Origin of the sequence: Microbulbifer sp. TYP-18 (genome assembly GCF_040932045.1) — a bacterium.
In the GTDB taxonomy this organism is placed as follows: Bacteria; Pseudomonadota; Gammaproteobacteria; order Pseudomonadales; family Cellvibrionaceae; genus Microbulbifer.
On sequence record NZ_JBFRBC010000004.1, the window covers coordinates 115,376 to 140,239 of the forward strand.

At 55.0% G+C, this 24,864-nt stretch carries 22 protein-coding genes; 18 read left to right on the forward strand and 4 right to left on the reverse strand.

Annotation, left to right across the window (positions count from 1 at the left end):
• The first annotated feature begins 58 nt into the window (after window positions 1-58).
• From ABVT36_RS06310 to asnS, 3 genes are all read left to right on the forward strand, one after another.
• Window positions 59-1,720, forward strand: coding sequence for a nitrite/sulfite reductase (locus ABVT36_RS06310; RefSeq protein WP_368455796.1), 1,662 nt, complete (start codon window positions 59-61; stop codon window positions 1,718-1,720).
• Window positions 1,704-2,255, forward strand: coding sequence for a DUF934 domain-containing protein (locus tag ABVT36_RS06315; RefSeq protein ID WP_368455797.1), 552 nt, complete (start codon window positions 1,704-1,706; stop codon window positions 2,253-2,255). Before ABVT36_RS06310 ends, ABVT36_RS06315 begins: the two co-directional genes overlap by 17 nt.
• A 197-nt stretch (window positions 2,256-2,452) precedes the next feature.
• Window positions 2,453-3,853, forward strand: coding sequence for an asparagine--tRNA ligase (gene asnS / locus ABVT36_RS06320; protein ID WP_368455798.1), 1,401 nt, complete (start codon window positions 2,453-2,455; stop codon window positions 3,851-3,853).
• A 25-nt stretch (window positions 3,854-3,878) separates the two neighbouring features.
• Here asnS and ABVT36_RS06325 read toward each other — a convergent pair whose 3' ends face one another.
• Together ABVT36_RS06325 and ABVT36_RS06330 are read right to left on the reverse strand one after the other, a co-directional pair.
• Window positions 3,879-4,469 (reverse strand): hypothetical protein, encoded by a 591-nt coding sequence (locus tag ABVT36_RS06325; RefSeq protein ID WP_368455799.1) that lies wholly within the window; start codon window positions 4,467-4,469, stop codon window positions 3,879-3,881.
• 306 nt (window positions 4,470-4,775) lie between these two features.
• Entirely contained in the window at window positions 4,776-5,999 is a 1,224-nt protein-coding gene (locus ABVT36_RS06330) for a CaiB/BaiF CoA transferase family protein (protein ID WP_368455800.1), read from the reverse strand.
• A 176-nt stretch (window positions 6,000-6,175) separates the two neighbouring features.
• Here ABVT36_RS06330 and ABVT36_RS06335 point away from each other — a divergent pair, with 176 nt between their 5' ends.
• A complete protein-coding gene (locus ABVT36_RS06335) occupies window positions 6,176-6,520 on the forward strand; it encodes an Mpo1-like protein (protein ID WP_367151041.1) in 345 nt (114 codons plus the stop codon).
• A 24-nt stretch (window positions 6,521-6,544) separates the two neighbouring features.
• Here the strand turns inward: ABVT36_RS06335 and ABVT36_RS06340 are convergent, their stop codons facing one another.
• The gene (locus ABVT36_RS06340; RefSeq protein ID WP_368455801.1) at window positions 6,545-7,906 is read right to left on the reverse strand and encodes a TyrR/PhhR family helix-turn-helix DNA-binding protein; all 1,362 of its coding nucleotides are present in this window, start codon (window positions 7,904-7,906) and stop codon (window positions 6,545-6,547) included.
• Between the two features lie 208 nt (window positions 7,907-8,114).
• Between ABVT36_RS06340 and phhA the strand changes: the two genes are divergently transcribed.
• The 14 genes from phhA to arsB all read left to right on the forward strand — a co-directional run bounded on the left by phhA (window position 8,115) and on the right by arsB (window position 23,797).
• Window positions 8,115-8,930, forward strand: a complete 816-nt coding sequence (phhA, locus tag ABVT36_RS06345; RefSeq protein ID WP_368455802.1) for a phenylalanine 4-monooxygenase — start codon at window positions 8,115-8,117, stop codon at window positions 8,928-8,930.
• Between the two features lie 262 nt (window positions 8,931-9,192).
• Window positions 9,193-9,663 (forward strand): Lrp/AsnC family transcriptional regulator, encoded by a 471-nt coding sequence (locus tag ABVT36_RS06350; protein WP_367151036.1) that lies wholly within the window; start codon window positions 9,193-9,195, stop codon window positions 9,661-9,663.
• 88 nt (window positions 9,664-9,751) lie between these two features.
• A complete protein-coding gene (locus tag ABVT36_RS06355; protein WP_368455803.1) occupies window positions 9,752-11,386 on the forward strand; it encodes an aminotransferase class V-fold PLP-dependent enzyme in 1,635 nt (544 codons plus the stop codon).
• Between the two features lie 286 nt (window positions 11,387-11,672).
• Window positions 11,673-12,842: a cation:proton antiporter gene (locus ABVT36_RS06360; RefSeq protein ID WP_368455804.1), complete on the forward strand. Its 1,170-nt coding sequence runs from the start codon at window positions 11,673-11,675 to the stop codon at window positions 12,840-12,842.
• A 364-nt stretch (window positions 12,843-13,206) separates the two neighbouring features.
• The gene (locus ABVT36_RS06365; protein ID WP_368455805.1) at window positions 13,207-14,391 is read left to right on the forward strand and encodes an acyl-CoA dehydrogenase; all 1,185 of its coding nucleotides are present in this window, start codon (window positions 13,207-13,209) and stop codon (window positions 14,389-14,391) included.
• 65 nt (window positions 14,392-14,456) lie between these two features.
• On the forward strand, window positions 14,457-15,074 hold the full coding sequence (locus ABVT36_RS06370) for a trimeric intracellular cation channel family protein (RefSeq protein ID WP_367151032.1): 618 nt from the start codon (window positions 14,457-14,459) through the stop codon (window positions 15,072-15,074).
• A 31-nt stretch (window positions 15,075-15,105) separates the two neighbouring features.
• Window positions 15,106-16,665 (forward strand): alpha/beta fold hydrolase, encoded by a 1,560-nt coding sequence (locus ABVT36_RS06375; RefSeq protein WP_368455806.1) that lies wholly within the window; start codon window positions 15,106-15,108, stop codon window positions 16,663-16,665.
• A 351-nt stretch (window positions 16,666-17,016) separates the two neighbouring features.
• On the forward strand, window positions 17,017-17,451 hold the full coding sequence (locus tag ABVT36_RS06380; RefSeq protein WP_368455807.1) for a hypothetical protein: 435 nt from the start codon (window positions 17,017-17,019) through the stop codon (window positions 17,449-17,451).
• Window positions 17,452-17,880: 429 nt separating this feature from the next.
• Window positions 17,881-18,690: a DUF2807 domain-containing protein gene (locus ABVT36_RS06385; protein WP_368455808.1), complete on the forward strand. Its 810-nt coding sequence runs from the start codon at window positions 17,881-17,883 to the stop codon at window positions 18,688-18,690.
• 780 nt (window positions 18,691-19,470) lie between these two features.
• Complete coding sequence (locus ABVT36_RS06390) at window positions 19,471-21,174, forward strand: GC-type dockerin domain-anchored protein (protein WP_368455809.1); 1,704 nt, start codon at window positions 19,471-19,473, stop codon at window positions 21,172-21,174.
• 320 nt (window positions 21,175-21,494) lie between these two features.
• Window positions 21,495-21,854 (forward strand): ArsR/SmtB family transcription factor, encoded by a 360-nt coding sequence (locus tag ABVT36_RS06395; RefSeq protein ID WP_368455810.1) that lies wholly within the window; start codon window positions 21,495-21,497, stop codon window positions 21,852-21,854.
• Between the two features lie 20 nt (window positions 21,855-21,874).
• Window positions 21,875-22,297: an ArsI/CadI family heavy metal resistance metalloenzyme gene (locus ABVT36_RS06400; protein ID WP_368455811.1), complete on the forward strand. Its 423-nt coding sequence runs from the start codon at window positions 21,875-21,877 to the stop codon at window positions 22,295-22,297.
• Window positions 22,298-22,343: 46 nt separating this feature from the next.
• Window positions 22,344-22,754, forward strand: coding sequence for an arsenate reductase ArsC (locus ABVT36_RS06405; protein WP_368455812.1), 411 nt, complete (start codon window positions 22,344-22,346; stop codon window positions 22,752-22,754).
• Window positions 22,755-22,774: 20 nt separating this feature from the next.
• Window positions 22,775-23,797: an ACR3 family arsenite efflux transporter gene (gene arsB, locus ABVT36_RS06410; protein ID WP_368455837.1), complete on the forward strand. Its 1,023-nt coding sequence runs from the start codon at window positions 22,775-22,777 to the stop codon at window positions 23,795-23,797.
• Between the two features lie 242 nt (window positions 23,798-24,039).
• On the opposite strand, the gene ABVT36_RS06415 is transcribed toward arsB, so the two are convergent.
• Window positions 24,040-24,657 (reverse strand): sigma-70 family RNA polymerase sigma factor, encoded by a 618-nt coding sequence (locus tag ABVT36_RS06415; protein ID WP_368455813.1) that lies wholly within the window; start codon window positions 24,655-24,657, stop codon window positions 24,040-24,042.
• Between the last annotated feature and the right edge of the window lie 207 nt (window positions 24,658-24,864).

Consider the following 24,864-nt stretch of genomic DNA (forward strand, 5'->3'; position numbering starts at 1 on the left):
GGCGGGGCCTTGACCTGATTTTTGGGCCCTTGTAAAAAGTCAATAGAATCAAGCTGTTATGTATCAATATGACGACCGGGACCGCGCCCTCCTGGCAGACCGTGTGAAACAGTTCCACGGCCAGACGGAACGCTATCTTCGGGGTGAACTCACTGAAGAGGAGTTCCTGCCCCTGCGCCTGCAAAACGGTCTCTATGTGCAGCGCCTGGCCCCCATGCTGCGTATCGCGGTGCCCTATGGGCTGCTGAGCAGCCGGCAATTGCGCCGCCTGGCACGCATCACCCGCGACTACGACAAGGGCTATGCCCACTTCACCACCCGCCAAAACCTGCAACTGAACTGGCCGAACCTCGAGGATGTACCGGACATCCTGACCGAGCTGGCGGAAGTGGAGATGCACGCGGTCCAGACCAGCGGCAACTGCATCCGCAACACCACGTCCGACCCCTATGCCGGCGTGGCCCGGGACGAAATACTGGACCCGCGCCCATACTGTGAACTGATTCGCCAGTGGTCCACCTTCCATCCGGAATTCGCCTATCTGCCGCGCAAATTCAAGATAGCGGTCAACGGTGCCAAATCCGATCGGGCGGCCATCCGGGTGCACGATATCGGCGTGCAAATGGTGCGTCGCGAAGGCGAAATCGGCTTTGAGATTTATGTGGGAGGCGGCCAGGGACGCACTCCGGTCATTGCCGAGCGCATCCGCGAGTTTCTGCCGGAGCGCCACCTGCTGTCCTACCTGGAAGCCATAGTGCGCATCTACAACCAGCTGGGGCGTCGCGACAACAAGTACAAGGCGCGGATCAAAATACTGGTCAAAGCCATGGGCGCCACAGAATTTGGCCGCCTGGTGGAAAACGAGTGGCAACTGGTCAAAGAGGGCGCCGACCAGCTGACCCCGGAGGCCATCGAATGGGCGAAATCCTTTTTCCGCAGTCCCGATTACACCCACTTCGACGGCGCTGAGAGCGATGCCGCCCTGGCCGCTCAGGCCGCCGCAGACAAGGGGTTTGCACGGTGGCTGGAGCGCAACACCCACCCCCACCGGGTAGCCGGTTATCGCGCGGTGCGCCTGTCCACCAAACCCACCGGCGTACCCCCGGGAGATGTCACCGACAGCCAGATGGAGGCCATCGCAAATCTGGCAGAGCGCTACAGCTTTGGCGAAGCGCGGGTCACCCATGACCAGAATGTGGTACTGGCGGATGTGCGGCAGGACCAGCTGTATGAGGTTTGGCGCGAAGCGCGCGGACACGGCCTGGCTACGCCCAATATCGGCACCCTGACCGATATGATTTGCTGCCCGGGCGGCGACTACTGCTCCCTGGCCAACGCAAAATCCATTCCGGTGGCGGAGGCGATCCAGCGGGAGTTCGACGATATGGACTACCTCTACGACCTGGGCGATCTGAACCTGAACATTTCCGGCTGTATGAACGCCTGTGGCCATCACCATGTGGGCCATATCGGCATTCTCGGCGTGGACAAGAAAGGCGAGGAGTATTTTCAGGTTCAACTGGGCGGCAGTGCATCGGAGCGCGCCAGTCTGGGCAAGGTGCTCGGCCCCAGTTTCTCCCGCGCGGAAGTGGCGGGGGTGATCCGCAAGCTGTTGGATGTCTACGTCGGCGCCCGCCGCGAGGGTGAGCTGTTTATCGATACCTACCACCGTATCGGCCTGGAGCCGTTCAAGGAGAGCGTCTATGCCCAGGCCAGCTAAATCACCCGGACCCCAGCCGGCCAACCCGGAGCGGCTGATTGTCGACGGTGCGGTGGTGGATAACCAGTGGCGTCTGTTGCAACTGGAAGAGGAGCTGTCGACCGCCGAACCGGTGCCCCCCGGCAAAGTGATACTGCCCTACTCCCGCTGGAAGGCCGAGCGCGGGAACCTGGAACACCGCAAAGGGGAGCTGGGAGTCTGGCTCGACAGCAGTGAATCCGCATCCCTGGTGGCCGCAGACGCGGGAGAGCTGCCACTGATTGCAGTCCACTTTCCCCTGGCCGGCGACGGGCGCGGTTTTACCACCGGCCGCCTGCTGCGCGAGCGCTATGGCTTCGCCGGTGAACTGCGGGCGATTGGCGCCTTTATGCGGGATCAACTGACCTTCCTGCGCCGGTGCGGCTATAACGCTTTCGCTTTCGAGGGAGAGGAGTCGCTGGCACAGATACTGCAGTCGCTGGAGGATTTCAGCGAGAGTTACCAGGCGGCGGTCGATCAGCCGCTTCCCCTGTTCCGCCGCCGCGGACTGCGCTAGGCCTATTGGCGCCAAGGCACAACAAGGTCGCCGCTCCGCGCGGCGGCGTCTCTCCCCTCTTCTCTTCCGTCCTTTCATTTGGGGCTGGATTTAAGCCCGCCAAAACGTCAATATGCCCGCCGTAACCCGGCGCGGGCGCCGCTGGTGGACTGCCAGCAGTGCCTCTATTGCAGCGAGAGATCAGGTAAACCAAAACAATGCAAGTTGAGTCCATAGACACTCTTTTGAAATCCACTGACCGGGAAGGCCAGCGGGTGCGTATCCAGGGCTGGGTGAGAACCCGGCGCGATTCCAAGGCGGGACTGTCGTTTGTGGCAGTGCACGACGGCAGCTGTTTTGATCCCCTGCAGGTGGTGGTCGAAAGCTCCATCAACAATTACCAGTCAGATATACGGCGCCTGACCACCGGCTGCGCCGTGGATATCGAAGGCACTGTCAAGCCCTCGGAGGGCAAGGGCCAGTCCATCGAATTACTGGCGGAGACGGTGCATGTGGTGGGCTGGGTGGACGACCCGGACACCTACCCCATGTCCCCCAAGCGGCACACCATGGAACACCTGCGGGAACATGCACACCTGCGCCCCCGCACCAATGTCGGCGGCGCAGTGGTGCGGGTGCGCAACTGTATCGCCCAGGCGATCCACCGCTTTTTTCACCAGCAGGGCTTTAACTGGATACACACACCGATCATCACCGCCTCCGATTGCGAGGGCGCCGGTGAGTTGTTTCGCGTCAGCACCCTGGATCTGCAAAACCTGCCGCGCACCGAAAAAGGTGACATCGACTTTGGCCGGGACTTCTTTGGCCAGGAAACCTTTCTCACCGTATCCGGCCAGTTGAATGTCGAAGCCTACTGTCTGGCGCTGTCCAGGGTCTACACTTTCGGACCCACATTCCGCGCGGAAAACTCCAACACCACCCGCCACCTGGCGGAGTTCTGGATGGTGGAGCCGGAATTGGCGTTCGCGGAACTGGCGGACATCGCCCATCTGGCGGAAAAAATGCTCAAGTTTGTTTGCCAGGCGGTGCTGGAGGAGCGCGCCGACGATATGGCCTTCTTTGCCCAGCGCATCGACAAAGAGGCTATTTCACGGCTGGAAAACATCATCGACAATGACTTCGCCCGCATCAACTACTCGGAAGCTATCGAGATTCTGGAAAAGTGCGATGAAAAATTTGAATTCCCGGTGGCCTGGGGCATAGACCTGGCCTCGGAGCACGAACGCTACCTGGCCGAAAAGCATTTTCAAAAGCCGGTGATAGTGTTGAACTACCCCAAGGATATCAAGGCTTTCTACATGCGCCTGAACGACGATGGCAAAACCGTAGCAGCCATGGATGTGCTGGCCCCGGGCATCGGCGAGATTATCGGCGGCGCACAGCGGGAGGAGCGCCTGGAAAAGCTGGACGAGCGCATGGATGAGATGGCAATTCCCAGGGAACACCTGGACTGGTACCGCGACCTGCGTCGCTACGGTACCGTGCCCCACGCGGGCTTCGGCCTGGGTTTCGATCGCATCGTTTCCTATATCACCGGCATGGGCAATATTCGCGATGTAATCCCCTTTCCGCGAACGCCAAAAAACGCCACTTTCTAAACCAAAGTTTTGTGTCAGGGGGCGACTAGAAGTGCTGGGCGATCATGGTCGCGGCGATTATGACAAACCAGATCAGGATCCAGACCCACTGGGTCCGGGAACTGCCACCGCCTTCCCCATCGGATGCCGGACGCGGGCTGGCCGCCACCACCTTGTCGAGGTCAAAGGTGTGGCGGGTCAGCTCCGGCCCCTGGTAGACGTAGACCTTGCGCGCGCCGGCCCGCAAGCACAGATGCTCAAACCCCAGTAGCTCCACCGCCGTCAAACCGCCCTCGTTTTTCTCCATCGGCTGAATCACTACCAATGGCGACGGCGGCAACAGGCCACCGCTCCCGAGACGGGCGAAAATCAGTGCGAGAAGTTTCTGTGCGACTTCCGGTTCCACCAGCAGGGAACGCGGATGTAAAAAAGGGTTGATGACCTCCACCCCATGGCCCGGCACGGAAGAGGCGCGGTTCCCCCAGGCGACGACTTTGCGCCGGTTCTTGGATACCTGTACCGCCAGCAACGGCGCCTCGTCGACGATCCCGCCTGTACCTATATCCGTCACCCGGATACGCTTTGCCCACAGCTGGATGTAAAGCGCATTCTCAACCGGCCTGTGCTGTCCCTTCATATTCGCCAGGCTTCCACACCGGCGGCGTGAAAGCCTCCCTTCTGTTGGCGCTGCGGCGCATACTGTCTTTCAGGCTAGCAGTTTGTGGACAAAAGCCCCTCCCGACCCGGTGAGTTAGGTCCAAACGCCCCGGTATGAGAAGCTAGGGCCTGTTGAAATTCGAAGAATTTCGACGCCTGGTACCGGAATATGGATGTTCCAGCAAAATCGGCGACGCCTAACTCGTTGATTTTGGGAGAAAAGCGAAAATCACATTTTTCGCTTTTCGTGTTTTAAAACAGGCAGGATGCCTTTTTCAACAACCTGCTAGACCACGCCCTTAGCGCGCAGGGATGCGATAGTGTCGTCGTCCTTGTGCAACAGCTCCCGCAACACTTCATCGGTGTGCTCACCCAGCAGCGGCGGGCCCAGCTCGTATTCCAGCGGGGATTCGGAAAAAACCGCCGGGTTTCGCACAGTGCGCACCTTGCCGGCCGCCGGGTGCTTCTGCTCGATGACCATACCCCTGGCCCGCACCTGAGGGTCGGCGAATACCTGCTCCAGGTCGTTGATAGGACCACAGGGGACCTGGGCTGCACTGAGTTCTTCCAGCCACCAGGCGGACGGCCGCCCGCGTGTGGCCTCCTCGATCAGCGGAATCAGCCGCTCGCGGGCCAACACCCGCGCTGCATTGGTGGCATAGGCGGGGTTCTCCGCCAGCTGATCCAGCCCGGCAATACTGCAGAAACGTTTGAACTGCTCATCATTGCCCACAGCCAGCATGAAATAGCCGTCGCTGGATGGCACCGCCTGGTAGGGAACAATATTGGGGTGGGCAGTACCCTGTCGCTGCGGCGTTTGTCCGGCGACGAGATAGTTTTGCGCCTGATTGGCCAGCCAGGCCACCTGGGTATCCAGCAGCGCCAGGTCGATATGCTGCCCCTGCCCGGTCTTGTCCCGATGCACTATGGCCGCCAGTATTGAGGATACCGCGTACATGCCCGTCATCAGGTCCGCCACCGCGACGCCCACCTTTTGCGGACCGGCACCGGGCTCCCCCTCGGGTACCCCGGTGATACTCATCAGTCCCCCCATGCCCTGGATCATGGCGTCGTAACCGGCGCGACCCGCATAGGGCCCCGTCTGGCCAAAACCGGTAATCGAACAGTACACCAGCCTGGGATTCAGGGTGCGGATAGAAGCATAGTCCAGGCCATACTTCTGCAATCCACCAACCTTGTAATTCTCCAGCAGAATATCGCACTCGGCAGCCAGCTCCCGCACCAGGGCCTGGCCCCCTTCCGAGGTGATATCAATGGTGATGGATTTCTTGCCCCGGTTGGCACTCAGATAGTAGGCCGCATCCGCCGTGTCCGCGCCCTGCTCATCCCGCAGGTAGGGGGGGCCCCAGTGGCGGGTGTCATCGCCCCGCTGCGGCCGCTCCACTTTAATCACCTCGGCACCAAAGTCCGCCAGGACCTGGCTGGCCCAGGGCCCGGCGAGAATCCGGCTGAGATCGAGAACTTTCAGTTGCGACAAAGGCCCGGACATGACTTCCCCACTGCTAACGCAAAATTTGCCGCAGCCTACCAGATTATTCATCCGACAACTAAATCAGTTGCCGCGTGAATGCGGTGCAAGGTGCTGCCCTTCCCGGCTTGGAGAGGACTTCGTTTGCGCTTAGACTGACGCGAGATAATCATCCAAAAACAACAAGGCGGTTATCCATGAAAGCCAGTTCCCAACAGCCCCAGAGCGCATCCAACGGGGAAAAGCAATTTCGCTCTTTCTCCGAGTTTTATCCTTTCTACCTGCACCAGCACCGCAATCTCACCTGCCGGCGCCTGCATTTTGTCGGCACTGCACTGGTGATCCTACTGACCGTCACCGCCTTCGCCAGCGCCAATTTCCTGTGGCTGGCAACGCTGCCCCTCGCCGGTTACGGCTTTGCCTGGGTCGGGCATTTCTTTTTTGAACACAACCGCCCCGCCACATTCAAATATCCTCTCTACAGCCTGTGGGGGGACTTTGTCATGTTCAAAGATATGCTGCTGGGGCGGATCGAAAGATAGCTCCACTTGCTTTGCACTATTCCATTACCGGGCCGGCGTCAGGCCGTGCTTGCGCAGCTTGTTGGCCACCGCTGTATGAGAGATGCCCAACCTGCGGGCCAGGTCCCGGGTGGAGTGGCACCCGCGACAGAGGTCCTGTAACAACTCCCGTTCGACCCTGTCCATGATGTCCCGGTAACCCAGCCCCCGCGCCCACTCCCTCCAGGGCCCCAGAGTTTGCGGCTGCAGGTCCGGCAGGTCCTCCAGCTGAATCGCCGCGCCGCCCCGACGGCGGCAGGCGCTCGATGCGGCCAGCAGAAAGTCCCGCAGGCCAGCGAAGTTGTCCGGCCAGTCGTGCTCGGCGAGGCGCTCTGTCACCGCCTTCTGCAGCTCCCCTGAGACACCCTCCCCGGTGCGCAACAGGGTCTCCGCAAACCGGGCCAGTGCCGGTCGCATATTCCGCAGTGGCGGCAGCTGCAGTGTCAGGCCGGAGAAAAACTGCACCAGGACCGGGGCCAGGCCGTCGATGTGACGGCAGGTGGCGACAATGCGCAGGGATACCGGCAGTTGCGGCAACTGCCTGGCCAATTGTAATTGTTGCGCCTCTGTCAGGCGCTCCAGATCCTCGATAATCACCGTCCCTGACTGGGGCCAGTGCGGCTGACCATCACCATCCGCCAGCCACCACTGCACACACTCTCCACTGGCGGCCAGTGGCGACAGGTGGTGCGAAGCACTGGCAAAAGTGCTTTTGCCGCTTCCGCGCTCGCCGCGTATCAACAGCGGCGCATTAAGTGAAGCCAGCTCCTGCAACTTCAAACAACAGTCCCGACGCAGGTCAAAATCCCACAGGGCCACTGGGTCCGGCGCGGGGAAAACGGGGCCGGGTGCAGGCACAGCTTGCATGGTCAGCACCGCGCCCGCCAGCGATTCCACCTGCCCGGGGGAGTCGGCCACGGCAATGGGCGTCCACTCCAGGTGGTAATCGCGTCCGCGCAGAGTGACCGGAATACCGTAGCGGGGCACAGTAAAATCCCGCAGCAGCGGTGCCACCTGGAGCAGGGGCAGAAACCGCTGCAGCTGCAGTCCCGGCACACGGTCCAGACTGACCCCAAAGGCGCGTGCCGCGGCCAGATTCGCCGCAATTACGCGCCCCTCGCGATCCACTGACAGCACCGGTTCAGCCACATGCCGAAGCAGAGTGTCCAGTTCAAAATGGCGTCTCTCCGACGGAATCAGGTCGATTCGGCGCACCCGCTTGAGGCCCCAGACCCGCAACAGCGACTGCTCGATTGCCCGGTACTGGGTGTCCAGCATACCCGGTGCGGCAAGGTAGACCTTGTCGCCGCTGTCGCCACCTAACTCTCCAGAAACTATGTTTATCCGATAATCGGCGAATATATGCATAATTTCCTGCAATATACCCACACGATTTTCACAAGTAATGTCTATTCTCATAAGCTGATGTAAACATATGTTTACAAAAAGTTTAACCTTGGCACCACCTGTCTGGCCAGTGCAGCGCCACTGAACTCCCCTTTGGGTACTAACGACCTAAAAATACCGGATGAGAACAACATAAAAGAACCTGCACCGGACAGGAGGAGAGTGCTCAATGAACAAGAAACCGCAAAGTGGCGGCAAGAAAGCCAGTAAGTATGTAGCGCGGGAACCCTCGGCCGATGGCTTTATCGCCTACCCGGAGCTTGAGCATCAAACCTGGCAGCGCCTGATCGAGCGCCAACTGGAGGTTGTCTCCGGACGCGCCTGCGACGAATATATCCACGGCCTGGAGCTGCTGGATCTGCCCCGTGACCGCATTCCGCAACTGGACGACATCAGCGCTGTTCTGCACCGGGAGACCGGCTGGCAGGTGGCGCGGGTCCCGGCCCTGATCGGTTTCGAAACGTTTTTCTCCCTGCTGGCGGAACGCAAGTTCCCCGTGGCGACCTTTATCCGCTCGCCGGAAGAGTTCGACTACCTGCAGGAGCCGGATATCTTCCACGAGATTTTTGGCCACTGCGCCATGCTCACCAATCCCGCCTTCGCCAATTTCACGCAAAAATACGGACAGCTGGGCCTCAAAGCCACACCCAAGGAACGCGCCTATCTGGCCCGCCTGTACTGGTTTACGGTGGAATTCGGTCTGGTGCAGACCCCCGCTGGGTTGAGGATCTACGGCGGCGGTATTCTTTCATCGCCCAAGGAGACCCTCTACGCGTTCAGCGACGAACCGGAACGCTTTCCCTTTGACGCCCTCACCGCGCTCAGAACACCCTACCGCATCGATATAGTGCAACCCATCTATTACGTCCTCGACAGCCTGCAGCAGTTGCAGGAGCTGACCGAGATAGACCTGATGAGCAGGGTGCAGCAGGCCATGGAACTCGGCCTGTTCGAACCGCGTTTCCCGCCCAAAGACGCCGCTTGAGCCTCCTCCGGGGCCGGCGACCACTGGCTCCGGCTCCAGGCTGCGGCCAGCGCCCCCTGTGCCGGGAAGGAAATGCGGGCTACCAATAGCGCTTCCCTGAGATTATCGTTACAACGGTGACTGGAGAGAGAGTCCGGGAGTCCGCGACAACTCGGACGCTCCCGCCAGCCTTGACTTCACCGGGGTATATTTTGCCACTGAAGGCGTGAAACTCGACATTACAGGAAACATGGCCCCGCGGTTTAGGGAGCTTTGTAGAACAATGTCCTCAATAGACCGGATTGATCGACAACTTCTTGCCATATTGCAGGCAGATGTTAGCCTCTCCATCGAAGAGCTGGCCGAGCGGGTAGGTCTCACCAAGACGCCCTGCTGGCGCCGGGTACAGAAGTTGGAAAAAAGTGGCATTATTCGGCGCAAGGTGGCGCTGCTGAACGCAGAGATCCTGGGCCTGTCGGTATCTGTGTTCGCCCAGGTAAAAACCGGTGAACATACCCCGGAGTGGGCGGAACAGTTTGCCGCGCGAATGGCGGAACTGCCGGAGGTGGTGGATTGCCACCGGATGGCCGGTGATTACGACTATCTGCTGCGGGTGGTGGTCAGTGACATCGCCGCCTATGATCGCTTTTACAAAGAGCTGATCCGCCAGGTCGGCATCAGTGACATAGTGTCCAACTTCGCCTTGGAGCAGATCAAAAGCACAACGGAGCTGCCTATTCCCCCCGGCGACTGAGTGGAGCCAGCTCGATTACACACCCGCACAAAACAAGATAAATCCGAAGGCACGGAGTCACATCCGTGCCGCAGTATTCGAGGTAGTCATGGCCGACTGTGAAGCCCTTCTCGCACGTATCCGCTCCAGTGTTATCGGCGAACGCCAGCCGCTCTCCACGCCTTTTGGCGTAAGACCGCTGATTTACGCCGACTATACCGCTTCGGGCCGAAGTCTCTCCTTTATCGAAGACACCATCCGCACACAGGTTCTACCCTGGTACGCCAACACGCACACCGAAACCTCCGCCACCGGACGCAGAACCAACGGCTTTCGCGAGCAGGCGCGCGCCTCGGTGCGCAGATCCGTCAATGCGGACCAGGAGTACGCGGTGATCTTCTGCGGCTCCGGCGCCACTGCAGGCGTCAACCGCCTGGTGGACAGCCTGGGTATGCGGCCCGCGCACTATGATCGCTTTGGTGCGGAAAACCCGCAGATCCCCGAGCAGCTGCGACCGGTGGTCTTTATCGGGCCCTACGAACACCATTCCAATGACCTGCCATGGCGGGAGAGCATCGCCGACGTGGTTACCATCCCCCAGGATGAGCACGGCGCTGTGGACCTGGGCGCCCTGCACGAGGCACTGCAGCGCTATCGGGAGCGGCCACTGCGGGTGGGCAGCTTTTCCGCCGCGTCCAACGTCACCGGCATACGCACTGATGTGGATGCGGTGACGCGACTGCTGCGCGAACACGGAGCCCTATCCTTCTGGGACTATGCCGCGGCCGGGCCCTATATCGCCATCGACGTGACCGGGGACGGCGACAGCACGCGCAAAGATGCCCTCTTCCTCTCCCCGCACAAATTTGTCGGGGGGCCGGGTACACCGGGCATCCTGGTGGTACGCAAATCCCTGCTGCCACAGGAGTTTCCCGCCGTCACCGGCGGCGGTACCGTATCCTGGGTGGGGCCCGACAAGCACACCTACCTGCCCGCCGGGGAGCGGCGCGAGGAGGCGGGCACGCCCGCCATAGTGGAATCAATCCGTGCCGGCCTGGTTTTCGAACTCAAGGACATGGTCGGTGCCGAGGAAATTGAGGCCCGCGAGCGCCACTGGCTGCAGCGCGCCTTCGGGCGCTGGCGGGACAACCCCAACATCGAGATTCTCGGCGGTACGGAAATGCCCCGGGTGGGCATTGTCTCGCTGCATATCCTCAGGGATGGCCGGCCACTCCATCACGGCTTTGTGGTCGCACTGCTCAATGACCTGTTTGGGATACAGGTGCGCGGCGGCTGCTCCTGCGCCGGCCCCTACGGTCACTACCTGTTGCACCTGACACCGGAACAGAGTGAGTCGCTGGAAAAAGTGGTGAGTGCCGGGGAGAGTTTGCTGAAGCCCGGCTGGGTAAGGCTCAACTTCAACTATTTTCTGGATCAGGAAACTGCCGATTATCTGCTTGAAGCCGTGGAGCTGATTGCAGAGCTGGGCTACCGGTTGCTGCCCTACTACCAATACGATGTGGTGGCCGGGGTATGGCGCTACCAGGGCCGGCCGGCAGAACCCACTTTGCGATTGCGCCTGGACGGCAGTGCCACCGCCGCCAGCGAAGGGGTCAAGGTGGAAACCGATTTAAAGAAATTTCTGCGACAGGCGAGGGAGACGATGCTGGAACCGGAAGGGGAAATCTGCCAGAAACCTATTCTGTCGCCACAGGCGGAAGACCTGCGCTGGTTTGATCTCTGACAGCCCCTCACCTGTACCGAGCTGCCGTCAGTTGTGGCCCCGGTTTTCGTCAGGGCCTCAGCGGTGCATAATGAAACCCGAGGCGGCGCCGGTTGTGAGTTCTTTGTCCCGTCGGCATCGGAGTGATGGCGGCCAGCCAGAGTGCTCAGCCCACTGTGGCGCTCCCCAGCCAGCACAGCTTGGACCGTTGATTTCAGTGGCCGGAGGCTGAGCCGGCGCTGCGCCGTAAGGCCGCTGAGTGGCGACGGCGGCATCATCCCTGGCTGCGCTAACACAAGGAAAGCCGGTGGCGGAAACCTCTCTCTTCCAGTCGTTTTTCCTGATTTTTAGCGGTGCCGCCGTGCTGGCCTCGCTGGCGCTATATGGGCGCCAGCCGCTGCTTGTAGCCTATATCGCACTGGGTGTTCTGCTGGGCCCCTCGGGCCTCTCCACCATCGACAATGTGCGGCTGCTGGCGGAGATGTCGAATATCGGCATTATCTTCCTGCTGTTTCTCCTCGGCCTGGACATGCAGCCCCAGGCACTCATCTCCGTAATGCGCAAAGCCACCTTTGTGGGTATTGCCAGTTGCGCTGTTTTCCTGGCACTGGGATTCACCATCGGTCAGCTGTTTGGCTTTAGCGGGACAGAGTCCTGGGTAATCGGTATGGCGATGATGTTTTCCAGCACCATCATCGGCATCAAACTGCTGCCCACCACAGTACTGCACCACAAGCATCTGGGGGAGCTGATGGTGGGGCTGCTGCTGTTCCAGGATTTCGTCGCCATTGTCTGCCTGATGATCCTTCTCAGTGGCAACAGCAACCAACTGGACCTGCCACAACTGGCGCTGTCCTTCGCCGCGCTACCTCTGCTGAGCCTGTTTGCCTGGGTGACGGTGAAATTCCTGCTGCTGCCCCTGCTGACCCGCTTTGACCGCTTTCACGAATACGTATTTCTGCTGGCGCTGGGCTGGTGCATGGGTTTGGCGGAGCTGGCGGAAGTGAGTGGACTTTCACGGGAAATAGGCGCATTTATCGCGGGAATCACCTTGGCCACCAGCCGGATCTCGCAGTATATCGCGCTGAGCTTGAAGCCATTGCGGGACTTTTTCCTGATTCTGTTTTTCTTCAGCCTGGGAGCCCAGTTCCAACTATCCATGCTGGCCGAGATAGCTCTGCCTGCTGTTATCACCGCGGCCGCGGTGCTCGCTTTCAAACCGGTGGTATTTCGCTTCCTGCTGGGCAATCAGAGTGAACACAAGGTGCTGGCCTGGGATATCGGCTTCCGTCTCGGCCAGATCAGCGAGTTTTCCCTGCTGATCGCCTTTCTGGCTGCTAACCAGAACCTGATCGGTAGCGCCGCCTCGCACCTGATCCAGGCCACTGCCATACTTACCTTTCTGGCGTCCTCCTACATAGTGGTGCTGAATTTCCCCAACCCTATCGCCATCAGCGACGAACTGCGGCGCGACTGACCCCTACCTTTGCTTCCCTGCCCCAGGGCCTGTCTCAAGTAAACCATCGGCTTAGCTACAGCCCCTCCTGTTCCGGAACGGCATCAGCTCTGGTTTCCGGCCGGAGCTGCCAGGATGGGAGCAGGCGCGATATTGCCCCACAGCACCGCGTTATCACCAGTCTGGGGGAGTGCCTTGGGGGCGGGACTCCGGTATCATGCGCCCGACACTGAATCCCTCGGCCTGTCGACTGTCACGCCAATCGGGAGGTCAACGGAGCTTCGCCGCAGCGGTCTCAGCGGCGGCTTTCCGCCTCCCCGCCCGCGAACCAAGCGACGCCGGCCCGCTTCAAACCGACAAAGCAACGAATGAGACGAGAGAAGTAATGAGCAAACACCAGCCCCTCTCCCACTGGGACGATATACTGCTGCTGGACCGCCAGTTGAGTGACGAAGAGCGAATGGTTCGCGATACCGCCCGCGAATACTGCCAGTCGCGGCTGATGCCGCGTATTCTCGAGGCCAACCGCCACGAAGTTTTCGATCGCGAAATCATGCGGGAAATGGGCAGCCTGGGACTGCTGGGCTCGACCATCGAAGGTTATGGCTGCGCCGGCCTCAACTATGTTTCCTACGGACTCGTGGCCAGAGAAGTGGAGCGAGTGGACTCCGGCTACCGCTCTGCCATGAGCGTTCAGTCCAGCCTGGTGATGTACCCCATTGCGGCCTATGGCAGTGAGGCGCAAAAAGAAAAGTATCTGCCAAAACTGGCCAGTGGTGAATGGGTCGGCTGTTTTGGACTCACTGAGCCGGATGCCGGCTCAGATCCGGGCGGTATGAAAACCCGCGCGAAGAAAGTGGATGGCGGCTATCGCCTGTCCGGCTCCAAGATGTGGATCACCAACAGCCCCATCGCCGATGTGTTCGTGGTCTGGGCCAAGGACGACGAAGACGTGATTCGCGGCTTTGTGCTGGAACAGGGCATGGAGGGACTCAGCGCGCCGAAAATCGAGGGCAAATTCTCCTTGCGGGCCTCCATTACCGGTGAAATAGTGATGGACGGTGTCTTCGTTCCGGAAGAAAACAAGTTCCCCAACATCGGCGGCCTGCGCGGGCCCTTCGGCTGCCTGAACCGGGCCCGCTACGGAATCTCCTGGGGTGCGATGGGAGCCGCGGAGTACTGCTGGCACGCGGCGCGCCAATACGGTCTGGACCGCAAACAGTTCAATCGACCGCTGGCGCAGACCCAACTGTTCCAGAAAAAGCTCGCCGATATGCAGACAGAAATCGCCCTGGGCCTGCAGGGATCACTGCGCGTCGGTCGCCTCATGGATGAAGATACCAACTTCGACCCCACCATGATTTCCCTGGTAAAACGCAACAATTGCGGCAAGGCGCTGGATATAGCCCGGGTGTCCCGGGACATGCACGGCGGCAACGGCGTCGCGGATGAATTCCATGTGATCCGCCACGTCATGAACCTCGAGGCCGTCAATACCTACGAAGGCACCCACGATGTGCACGCGCTGATTCTGGGTCGGGCCCAAACCGGACTGCAGGCCTTCTTCTGATTCATCCAACCACCATCGCCGCGGCCATTTCCGCCGCGGCAATGGCCGCCCTGTGAGCCCAAAGAATGGAACAACTGCTGTACTGGTGTGAACTGTTCGGCATAGTGGTGTTCGCATTTACCGGCGTGCTGGCTGCAGGCCACAAAAAAATGGATTTGTTTGGCGCAGTGGTGCTCGCCTGCGTAACCGCCACCGGGGGCGGCACCGTCCGCGACCTGATCCTCAACGTCCCGGTGTTCTGGCTCCAGGCCAGTCACTACCTGTGGCTCGCCGCCGGCACCGGTATCGTCAGCTTTTATCTGATCCGATACCTGCGGGTTCCCATGCGCCTGCTGATGATCGCCGACGCCATGGGACTGGCGGTTTTTGTAGTGATCGGCACGCAAAAAGTGCTGGCCATGGGCCACTCGCCGGCGATCGCAATAGTGCTTGGGGTTGTCACCGGCACTTTTGGCGGCGTAACCCGCGACATACTGGCGGGCGACATCCCACTGCTGCTGCGAAGGGAAATATACGCTACTGCGGCTCTGAGCGGCTGTACCGTACTGGTACTGCTGCAAGCCGATGGCAAGATCCCCGGTGGAGTAGTGGTTGGAATATCCATGCTGGTCACCCTGGGGATCCGGCTAGCTGCATTGAAGTGGAACCTGTCCGCCCCTATTGCGCGCTTTGGCTCAGACTGAGCGCCTAGAATTCCTTTTCGGAGTCCAATCGATGGCCGTATCCAAAACCCTAACCGTCACTCCCCTGCTGCTGTGCGGCCTGTTGCTTTCCGCCTGTGAACCCCGGTCGAGTAACAAGGCGAATGCGGATACCACCCGACTAAAACCCACTGCTTGCTGGTTCGAAACTGAAAACAACTGGCCTGTCACCCAGTGCTTTATGATGGAAGTGCCGGAAAACTATGCCAAACCGGCCGGCCGCAAAATCCAGTTTCCAGTAGTCCGCTTTCTCGCCTGGAAACGCGACCCTGACAAGCGGCCCCTGCTTCATCTGGGCGCCGGCGGCCCCGGGGCAAACCTGGGACTGGAGCCCGAAAACGCCAGCGAATGGCTGTGGGCCAACTATGCGGAAATGACCGTCGACAGCGGCCGGGACCTGATTCTCATAGACCCCCGCGGCACCGGCATGGCGCGCCCGCGCCTGAGCTGCACCGAGTTTATCAACGACGCGCATACCGCTTTTCAGCGGAACCTTACCCCGGAAGAGGAGACCCGGGTGTTCACCTTCAGCATGGAGCATTGCTACAACCGCCTGAGCGCAGAGGCCGACCTGGCCCAATACAACAGTGCCGTGGTTGCACGGGACGTGGAAGCGCTCCGCAAACAGCTGGGCGAGCCGCAGCTGAACCTCTACGGCGTCTCCTATGCTTCCCGTTACGCGCTCACCGTTGCCCGCGACTACCCCGCATCCGTGCGGGCCATGGTGCTGAATAGCACTGTATTTCCCGACATCAACTACACCCAGAAACTCGCGCAGGACTCGGTGGATGCCTATGGCCGGGGGTTGGAGTTCTGCCGGGCGGACAAGCAATGCAATGAACGCTATCCGAATTTGCGCCGCCGGCTGGAGACCCTGGTACAAACGCTGGACGAGGCGCCGATAACCATTCCCGTCAAGCGCCCCTACACCGGTGGTGACTACCCTTTCGTACTCTCCGGACAGCGCCTGCTGCGGGTATTGTTTCAGGCCCTCTACGACGAACGCTTTTACGGCAAATTACCAGCCGTTATCGAAGGGTTGGAAAAAGGGGAGCCGGAAGAGGCCACCGGTGCCGTGACCACCTTTTTGGATATAATTTTTGACCCCTATTTTGGCGACGCCGCCGGGGTGAGCCACTTTTGCGTGGAAGAGGCCCCCTTTGTCGATTTCGATCAGGCCCGCGTCGATGCCGCGGACATCGGTATCCTGGGCGGGTCGGCCCGTCACGACCTGGAGCTGCTGCAGATACAGTGTCGTATCTGGGCCCTGCCCCCGGCACCACTGGCGGAGTCGCAAGCCATTGAAACACCGGTCCCCACACTGCTGATGCATGGTGGCCTGGACCCGGTTTTGGCCGCGGACGATGCGGACAAAGCCCGCCGCAAGCTGCCAAACCACCAGTGGCTGCTGTTTCCGCACCTGGCTCACGATGTGATCTCCGCCAGCAATTGTGCCGAAGATGCCGCCGCACGGTTTCTGGAGGACCCCGCCGCGGACCTGGCCGAGACAGTCACTCAGTGTCGTGCAGAGGAAATAACTGCTACTCTGCGAACCCCCATCTCCACCCAATAGACGTCTGTGGTTGCCCGTTATTTACTGCCGGTTCTCTGGTTAAGCCGCAACTGCGCAAGGGCGCAGACTATAATTTATCCTGACGGATCACAGCACTTAACGCCAGATTTTGAATTTTTAGGCGCCAGCATCAAAAAACGATCCACTGGGGTAGGCACTTTGGCTTATTGACAGGCTGCTGAAAAAGTAACTTTCAACCGGCCGCTACCCCAAGTAACTATGTTCGGGTCGTAAATCAAGCGTGTAACTGCTTGATTTGCAATGGAGGGTTTGCAGGGGATATACGCCGCAAACCCGGGTTGAGGAAGCCGGAAGGACTTTTGCAATAACCTGTTAAAGGGAAATCAGCTTATGCTTGACAAGCCGTCATTAATAATCCGCATAGCGGTGGGGAAAATCATTGGCTTTTTGTTTGGCCTCGCCGGTTTTATCTTTTTGCCATATTTTTATCCAGAAAGTGACTGGTTCCTGCGCTGGGGAATTTTATTTTGGTACACCACGCTAGGTGCCATTATTGGTGTCTTTGGGGTGGTTACCTATCACCCTGTATTAAGGCTACCCCTTCCATGGTGGTTCCGGGCGCCTTTAATAGGCGCCTGGATGAATTTTGTTTTGACCCTGTTTACTTTTAAGACCATGCAGGCCGCACTGATCTCCGCATTTGGTGATAAAGGGCTATTACATTCGCCCTTTTGGTTTATAGCTGAAGGCGCCATCGTTGGGCTGGTGATCGGATACTTTGCCACTCGGCTTGGAGGAGAGGGAAAAGCGACCATTAAGGACTAACTTTTCCATCTCATACACAACTGGACTTAAATTAGCACAGGGCCTTTCCCGGTAGAATATTCCAAAGCCCGACGGTTCGCGGGCGTGTTACCACCAGAAGCAGAATTCCTGTTGTTGACCGCCACCCAGCCATTTAAAAATAAAAGTACGGTTAGGCAGTTTATCTAGTTTTTGAATCTATGGGTCGCAATACACCACCCTGACCCAGCTATTCCCGATACTTATAATAAAAGTCCATGCCAAGTGGGTTGAATAGGCGACATTCGACAATAATAGATACAGTTTATAGCGAATCACAGGGGGGGGCTCTGTCTGAGGAAGCAACACAAGAGACGCACCGGGTCCACGCTGGTTAATTATTAATCCCATGCATCCAGAAGCGGGTTTCGCAGCGTCAATAAGACAAAATAGAACAATTATGGGAGCGAAATGAAGATGATGACCCGAAAGCCTATGCAAACCGCCTTCGCACTGATGCTTACGCTCATCGCGAACACATGGGGTACAACTACTTTGGCGGAAGACGAGACCATTAGGCCATTTCCTCTGGAAGGTTTTGATCGGGTAGATCTTAAAGGAAATTCCAATTTGAACCTCTTTCAAGGAGACAGCTTTGAGGTAATTGCGGTCGGCCCGGCCGCGGCATTAAAAGATATCAGAGCCCGGGTGCGCGGCGACACCCTCGAGCTGGGAATGCAAACCAAACACCGGCACTCATCCCGCATGGCTGCCATTACAGATGAACAAGCAATCCATTTTAATGTGACATTGCCCGAAGTTTCAGCAATTCAAGTCAGTGGCTCCGGGAAAGCCCTGGCCGATACCATTGAAAGTAGTAAACTCGCGCTCAGGGTAACAGGTTCTGGCGAACTAACCGTAGCAAAGGTGGCCACCGACTCACTGTCAGCGAAGATCAGTGGTACAGGCAATCTGACTTTGGGCACCGTTCTGATGGTAACGGGAGAAGCCTCAATCACGGGAACCGGTGATCTGCACCTGGATAGCCTGGCGGGAGAGTCTTTGGCAGCACGGATCAAAGGCACCGGGGATATTTTGATCAATGGACGTGTCAGTAAACTCGCTGTCGGAATTATGGGCTCCGGGGACTTTATTGGCCGTAACCTGGTTTCAGATTCTGCTGTGGGCTCAACAGTAGGATCCGGCGAGATTATTCTGCGCCGCCCCAAGCAACAATCCTTTAGCTCCTGGGGTTCAGGAGACATAGTGCTGGTGGATTGAATCCAGGGTTGGCAGGGTATGACAGCAGGCACATGGAGAATGTGCACAATCCTGTATAGCTGTTCCCTATTCGCTGGTAATCTGCCAGTCGATTCAAAAATTCGGTCGTTAATCCTTTGGCGCAAACTTTCAGTTATGAGCCCGCATCCTCATAGACAAAGCGGGCATCCTGATCCAAATTCCTCCAATTATCGATTATGAAAAGATATCCGAATTTATACATCAAGGAATATATTTAGGAATAATTGGATTTAGATTAATCATATCTGGAACGGATAATTCTTACAGCACCAAACTCCCCTCCTCAACTACAGGTTTTAAAGAAGATTGATCAGGACTATATATCACCTATAGAGCCAGCTCCACTACGGCTACAGAGTAGCCCCAAATAAGAATAAGACCCTGGCAGTTCTTCAGAATATTGCCGGTAAAACACAAGTGATTACTTATACTTTTTTGTAATAAAATAAATTTTGCATACGGGCAGCAAGAATGTCACAAAAATCAAACTTTTAATAAAACACAAAATCACGCCTATATTTATTAGCCTAAAGTTATACAATCTGCAGCTCATTTTAAATTTTCAGATCAAATATGGGCGTAATTGTGCATTCAGCACCTCACCCATAATTTGTGCTTGCTTCAAAAACCAACAAGCAATATATTTATTTGCACAATAAAACCAGAAAATGCAACTAATCAAAAAATATAAGTTAAACATATCAATCGCATGAACTGAATAAACTATCTGTTTGATAAAAAAATCATTAGAGAGGCACTATGAAGATCTATGGTTATTGCTTATTGATGGCAATTGGCATTGTAATTTTTGAGACGAATGCTCAACCTGTAATACCGGTTAAATTTGAGATTAATGGAGCAGCAGATATTCGTGCTGTTTTTGACCCCACCTTTACAGACCAACAGTTTGATGGCGCCAAGGGCCTTGCAACGGATGGGAATACCTTTGTGATTGGCCGAACAAACAAGATTGACTACAACACTGCACCAACTGGACAGGATCCGTTGATCCCTGGCGAGTTGCTGATTTATCGAAAAAATACCTCGGGTACTGGCCCGGAGTTTAATTTGGTAGCGCGACTGAATGATTCAGTGGTGGGAACATCTCGAGTTTCTCTGGTCGAGCCTGATGACCAGTTTGGTTGGACAGTGGCAATCAGTGGCAACACAATGGTAGTGGGATCCCCGTACTATCCGCATGTGAATGATGTGACAAGCACAAACCCGGGATTTGTACAGGATACCTTGGTTGGCTATGGCGGCGAAGATGAGACAGGAGCTGTTTTTGTATACACGCGCCCCAAATACACTTCAAACGCATGGACTTTAGATCAGGTGATATACGACAGTCAACCTGTGAATGGTGAACGGTTTGGACACAATGTGTTGTTCCACGATAATCGCTTGCTGATCAGTTCTCCGAGAAATTTTCGCCCAGGTTATTCTGAACCGCGCTCAGGGCCGGGAGGACCAGTAGGAACCGGCCATTGTGAAAATATTAGCAGTTCGATTGAAGTCTATGAAATTTCCTCGCAGACCGGGAAGTTTGAACTTTCGCAGACAATCGAGTTACCCTTCCTTCCTCATGAAGCCAATTATGGCATCCCACCCAATGGTGATCCTGTGGACAGTGTGGGCGATTGCTCGCCTTTCCCCTCACTTGGATTTGAGGGAATCCCTCCGATTGATTCAAGGAATGGTATCGGATTCGATCTGGAGCGTGCAAGGGATTTTGCCGTAGATGGTCCCTGGTTGATAACGGTGGGTCAGCCGGGAATATTTGTGTATAAGCGGGATTCAATTACAGCAAAATATCACCTTTCCCAGGGGCTGAGGATGAATCTTCCAAATGGGGCCAGTTCTGGAAATTCTGCAAGCACCTCGATTTCTGTATCTGATGGCGTCGCAGTAGTTGGTATTAAAAAATATACGCTACCTGGCCACAATGAGATTGGTGGGCTGGCAATATATGAGTATGACCCCGCGTTAATGGAGTGGGAGCAGACAACTATATGGAATCGGCCTGACTTTTCTGGGAGCAAACTCGGTATGGGTGTTTCATTGTTCAAGGATACTGTTGTTGCCTACTCTCAGGGATCCAAAGTGGCGATTCTTCGCTATGATCGTTCAACAAATGAATTGTTGCATGCTGGGGATGTGCTTGGCGCTGGCTCTGGGAATCCTGCAAACAAGACCGCACAATATGGTGATCTGTTTCTGCTCAGCGACAACATTTCCCGCATAAGTATCAGCCCTGGCATCAATACCAATATAGTCCGGGCAGTTTCGACCTGTCCGTATGACCTCAATAGCGATGGCGCTTTAAACTTCTATGATGTAAGCGCCTATATGGCTTTGCATCAGTCAGGAGATCTCCAAGCGGATTACGCCTATCCATACGGGACACTGGACAGTGATGATACGGATCATTTCCTGGCCTTATACAATTCGGGCTGCCCATGATTTGGGCAGAGCTCTTCGCCTGGTATTCTGATACTTTAGGATCCATTGGCATCAAACGCCCCTTCGGGGGCGCAACCTACCTCAAGCCACGAACTCACCCTTAATAAGTTTTACCAACGACAAAAACTCCACCCTCAGATTGTGCACTTGAAGGTGCCCCTTAGACCGGACCTCACAATTTATGACCAAATATAACTTTTTGGTCATAAAGTTTCCAAAAGTTGCCTCTAAACTCGACCTACTAACGCGCTTTATAAGTATTTAGGGAAATTATATCGACTTATATTGACACAATACGATAGGTCTATTAGTCTGGACATATGGACATACAAAATAGCATTCTCATATTCGACGCCCTCTCTCAGGAAACCCGACTCAGAGCATTCCGTTTGCTTGTGCAAGCGGGTTCAGAAGGATTGGCTGCAGGAACACTGAGCAAAAAGCTGAACACTCCGCACAACACTATGTCCTTCCACTTGAATCACCTTTCCACCGCAGGCCTTATATCGTCACGCAAGGAAGGCCGATCGGTGATTTATTCCGCAAATTACGATTCAATCCGGGACTTAATCGGATTTATAGTCAAAGACTGCTGCAACCTTGAATTTGCCAGCATTCGCGAAGATAAGCGAAAAGGATGCTCAATTATTGAACTGGCCGGCTATTGTTGTGAGCCATAAGTGAAGTATTAGGTATCCCCATGAAACGTCTACATATACATATCGGCGTAGAAGATATTTCTCAGAGCATTGAATTCTATAGTGCCCTTTTCAACGCTAAACCTGTAAAAGTTAAACCTGATTATGCCAAGTGGATGCTTGACGACCCAAACATTAATCTGGCAATTTCAACTCGCGTTAAAAAAGGGATAGATCACCTAGGAATACAGGTCGACAAAGAATCCGAACTGGAGTCAGTACGGGAAAGGATAAAAGAAGCCGATATATCTTCGTTTAATGAGGGTGAAACCAACTGCTGCTACGCTCGCTCAGACAAGTCCTGGGTCATTGACCCTGCTGGAATTCCCTGGGAAGCCTATCAAACTTTGAAGGATATACAATATTTCTCGGCTTCCAGCGCTTCGGAATCAAAGGCCTGCTGTAATCAAGCACTCACGGCGTAGTAATATTTCTGTGATTCTTTATCAAAATCAATGGGCTATATCGCTTATGAAAAATGTACTCGTCCTATGCACAGGCAACTCGTGCCGTTCGATTATAGCGGAAGCACTTATCAATGCCCTTGCTGCAGGAAAATATTTCGCCAGAAGCGCTGGCAGTGAACCTGTCGGATATGTACACCCAAAGTCTATAGAAATATTGAGACGTCACGGGATTAGTGCAGAACTACTGCACAGCAAGTCCTGGAATGAACTTCGAGGCGTGCATTTTGATATAGTAATTTCCGTTTGTGAGCAAAATGAAAATAACCCATGTCCAATATTTTTCGGAAACCATAAAAAATTGAATTGGAATACGCCTGACCCGGACAAAGTAGAAGGCACAATAAATGAGATCGATATTGCCTTTGAAAACACCTTCACCTCCCTCAAGAAAAAAATAGAAAGAGAGTTATTGTGAGCGGGCAGTCACAAGCGTCAATGGGCCCATTCGAACGATATCTGTCAATTTGGGTTATTTTGTGTATATTATTGGGAGTCGTCCTCGGGTCAATTTTTCCAGGAATTTTCCAGACAATAGCCGCAATTGAATATGCCAATGTTAACCTCATAGTCGCAGTACTCATCTGGGTGATGATTTACCCTATGATGATTCAGATTGACTTTTTCTCGATTAAAGATATTGGCAAAAAGCCGAAAGGCTTATTCTTGACACTATTCATTAACTGGCTGGTGAAACCCTTTAGTATGGCGGCTTTAGGATGGCTATTCTTTCGCGTCATCTTCTCTGACCTTGTTGATCCCCAGACTGCGACAGAGTATATCGCCGGTATGATTTTATTAGGTGTCGCTCCCTGTACTGCTATGGTATTTGTCTGGAGCCATCTAACCGAGGGGGATGCGAACTATACTTTAGTGCAGGTTTCTATAAACGATATCATACTAATTTTTGCATTTGCACCCATAGCAGGGTTTCTTTTAGGCGTTACCGATATTACAGTTCCGTGGAATACATTGACCTTGTCGGTTTTGCTTTACGTTGTAATCCCCCTAATTGGGGGAATTATTACCCGTAGTTTATTGGATAGCCCAAACAACCATGTGCGGTTGCATCATTTTATTCATCGAATCAAACCTATCGCAGTTACTGGTCTTCTTGCTACTCTAATACTGCTTTTCGGATTGCAAGCAGATGCTATTTTATCACAGCCTGTAGTGATTGCTCTTATTGCCGTTCCTCTATTGATTCAAACTTACGGAATTTTTGCAATTAGCTATGGGACTGCTAAATTAATGAATCTTCCTCACAATATTGCGGCCCCCGCTTGTATGATAGGAACTTCCAACTTCTTCGAACTTGCTGTGGCCGTGGCCATCGCACTTTTTGGTCTTAATTCAGGTGCAGCACTCGCGACAGTCGTAGGCGTTTTGGTAGAGGTACCCGTTATGCTTACGCTAGTAGCTTTGGCCAATCGTACTCGTTACTGGTTTTATCAGAGTTGATTTCAATAATTTTGTTTGGATTGGCCTCGCAACCATAAACCACTCGCGAATATATTCGTCAAAAATATGTTCAAGCCTGGATAGTTTTTAAAAATCTAAAATTTTTTTACAACCTCAGGTGCAAAGTATTTTACTCAACAGAGGCATGGGTCAAAATATTTTCGATTATCCACCTCTAAAATAACTAATTTAATTAGCTTCAGGTAAAATTTTAATAATCGCCATTTTTCTATTTTTGACCATTAAATAAACCATTTGTTTTCTAAGTACTTACGCAAACGCAACCTAGCCCGATGTAGAATAACATTCAAGTTGTTCAAAGTGATGTCCGCCGCGGCACAGATCTCCCAATTCTCTAGCTCAATAAATTCCCGCATCATAAAGACCATAGCCTGACGTTCAGGTAGACGATTAAGACAGATCCCGAAGACAGTCCAAAAATCCCTATTGCTAGCAACGGTTTGTGGATCTTGCCATCTTGGTGGACAAACTTCAATTTGCCAGTGGTCTTGCTGGTCAAATGGCTCATTGGTCTCGTCATCCTCTAAATCAACACATCGTAGGCTATCGAAAGCGATATAACGGCCTCGTTGGTGTAGCAGGCTAGTAATCTTGCTTTTTAGAATTGGAAATATCCAGGCCTTTAGGGCAGAATAGTCTTCAAAGAAAAGCATAGCCTCCAATGCGGTCATAAAAGCCTCCTGCACTGCATCCTCAGCTAGATCTGAGTCCACTAAGTCTAAGGTGGCGAAATACAGCATTTGCTCTCTCAGTTTTACCAATTCCACGAAATCTATGGACGAAGCAGAGTTGACATTATATCTGCCATCACTATTCCCTCGAATAGCATCGAGTTTCATGGTTCTCTCCTACATCAGATGGCTAGCCTGTCTTCCAAAATCAATTATCTCTTGAGAGCGAAGCCAAAATATCTAAAAAGTCAAATGATCTAGTTGTCGTCCAAATACAATTCCATTTTGGTATGAAGAGAGGACTCATCCTTATCCAAGTCAATTTCTAAACACGGATCTAACCAAGATCAGTAAGTTTTACAGTTCATTAGATAA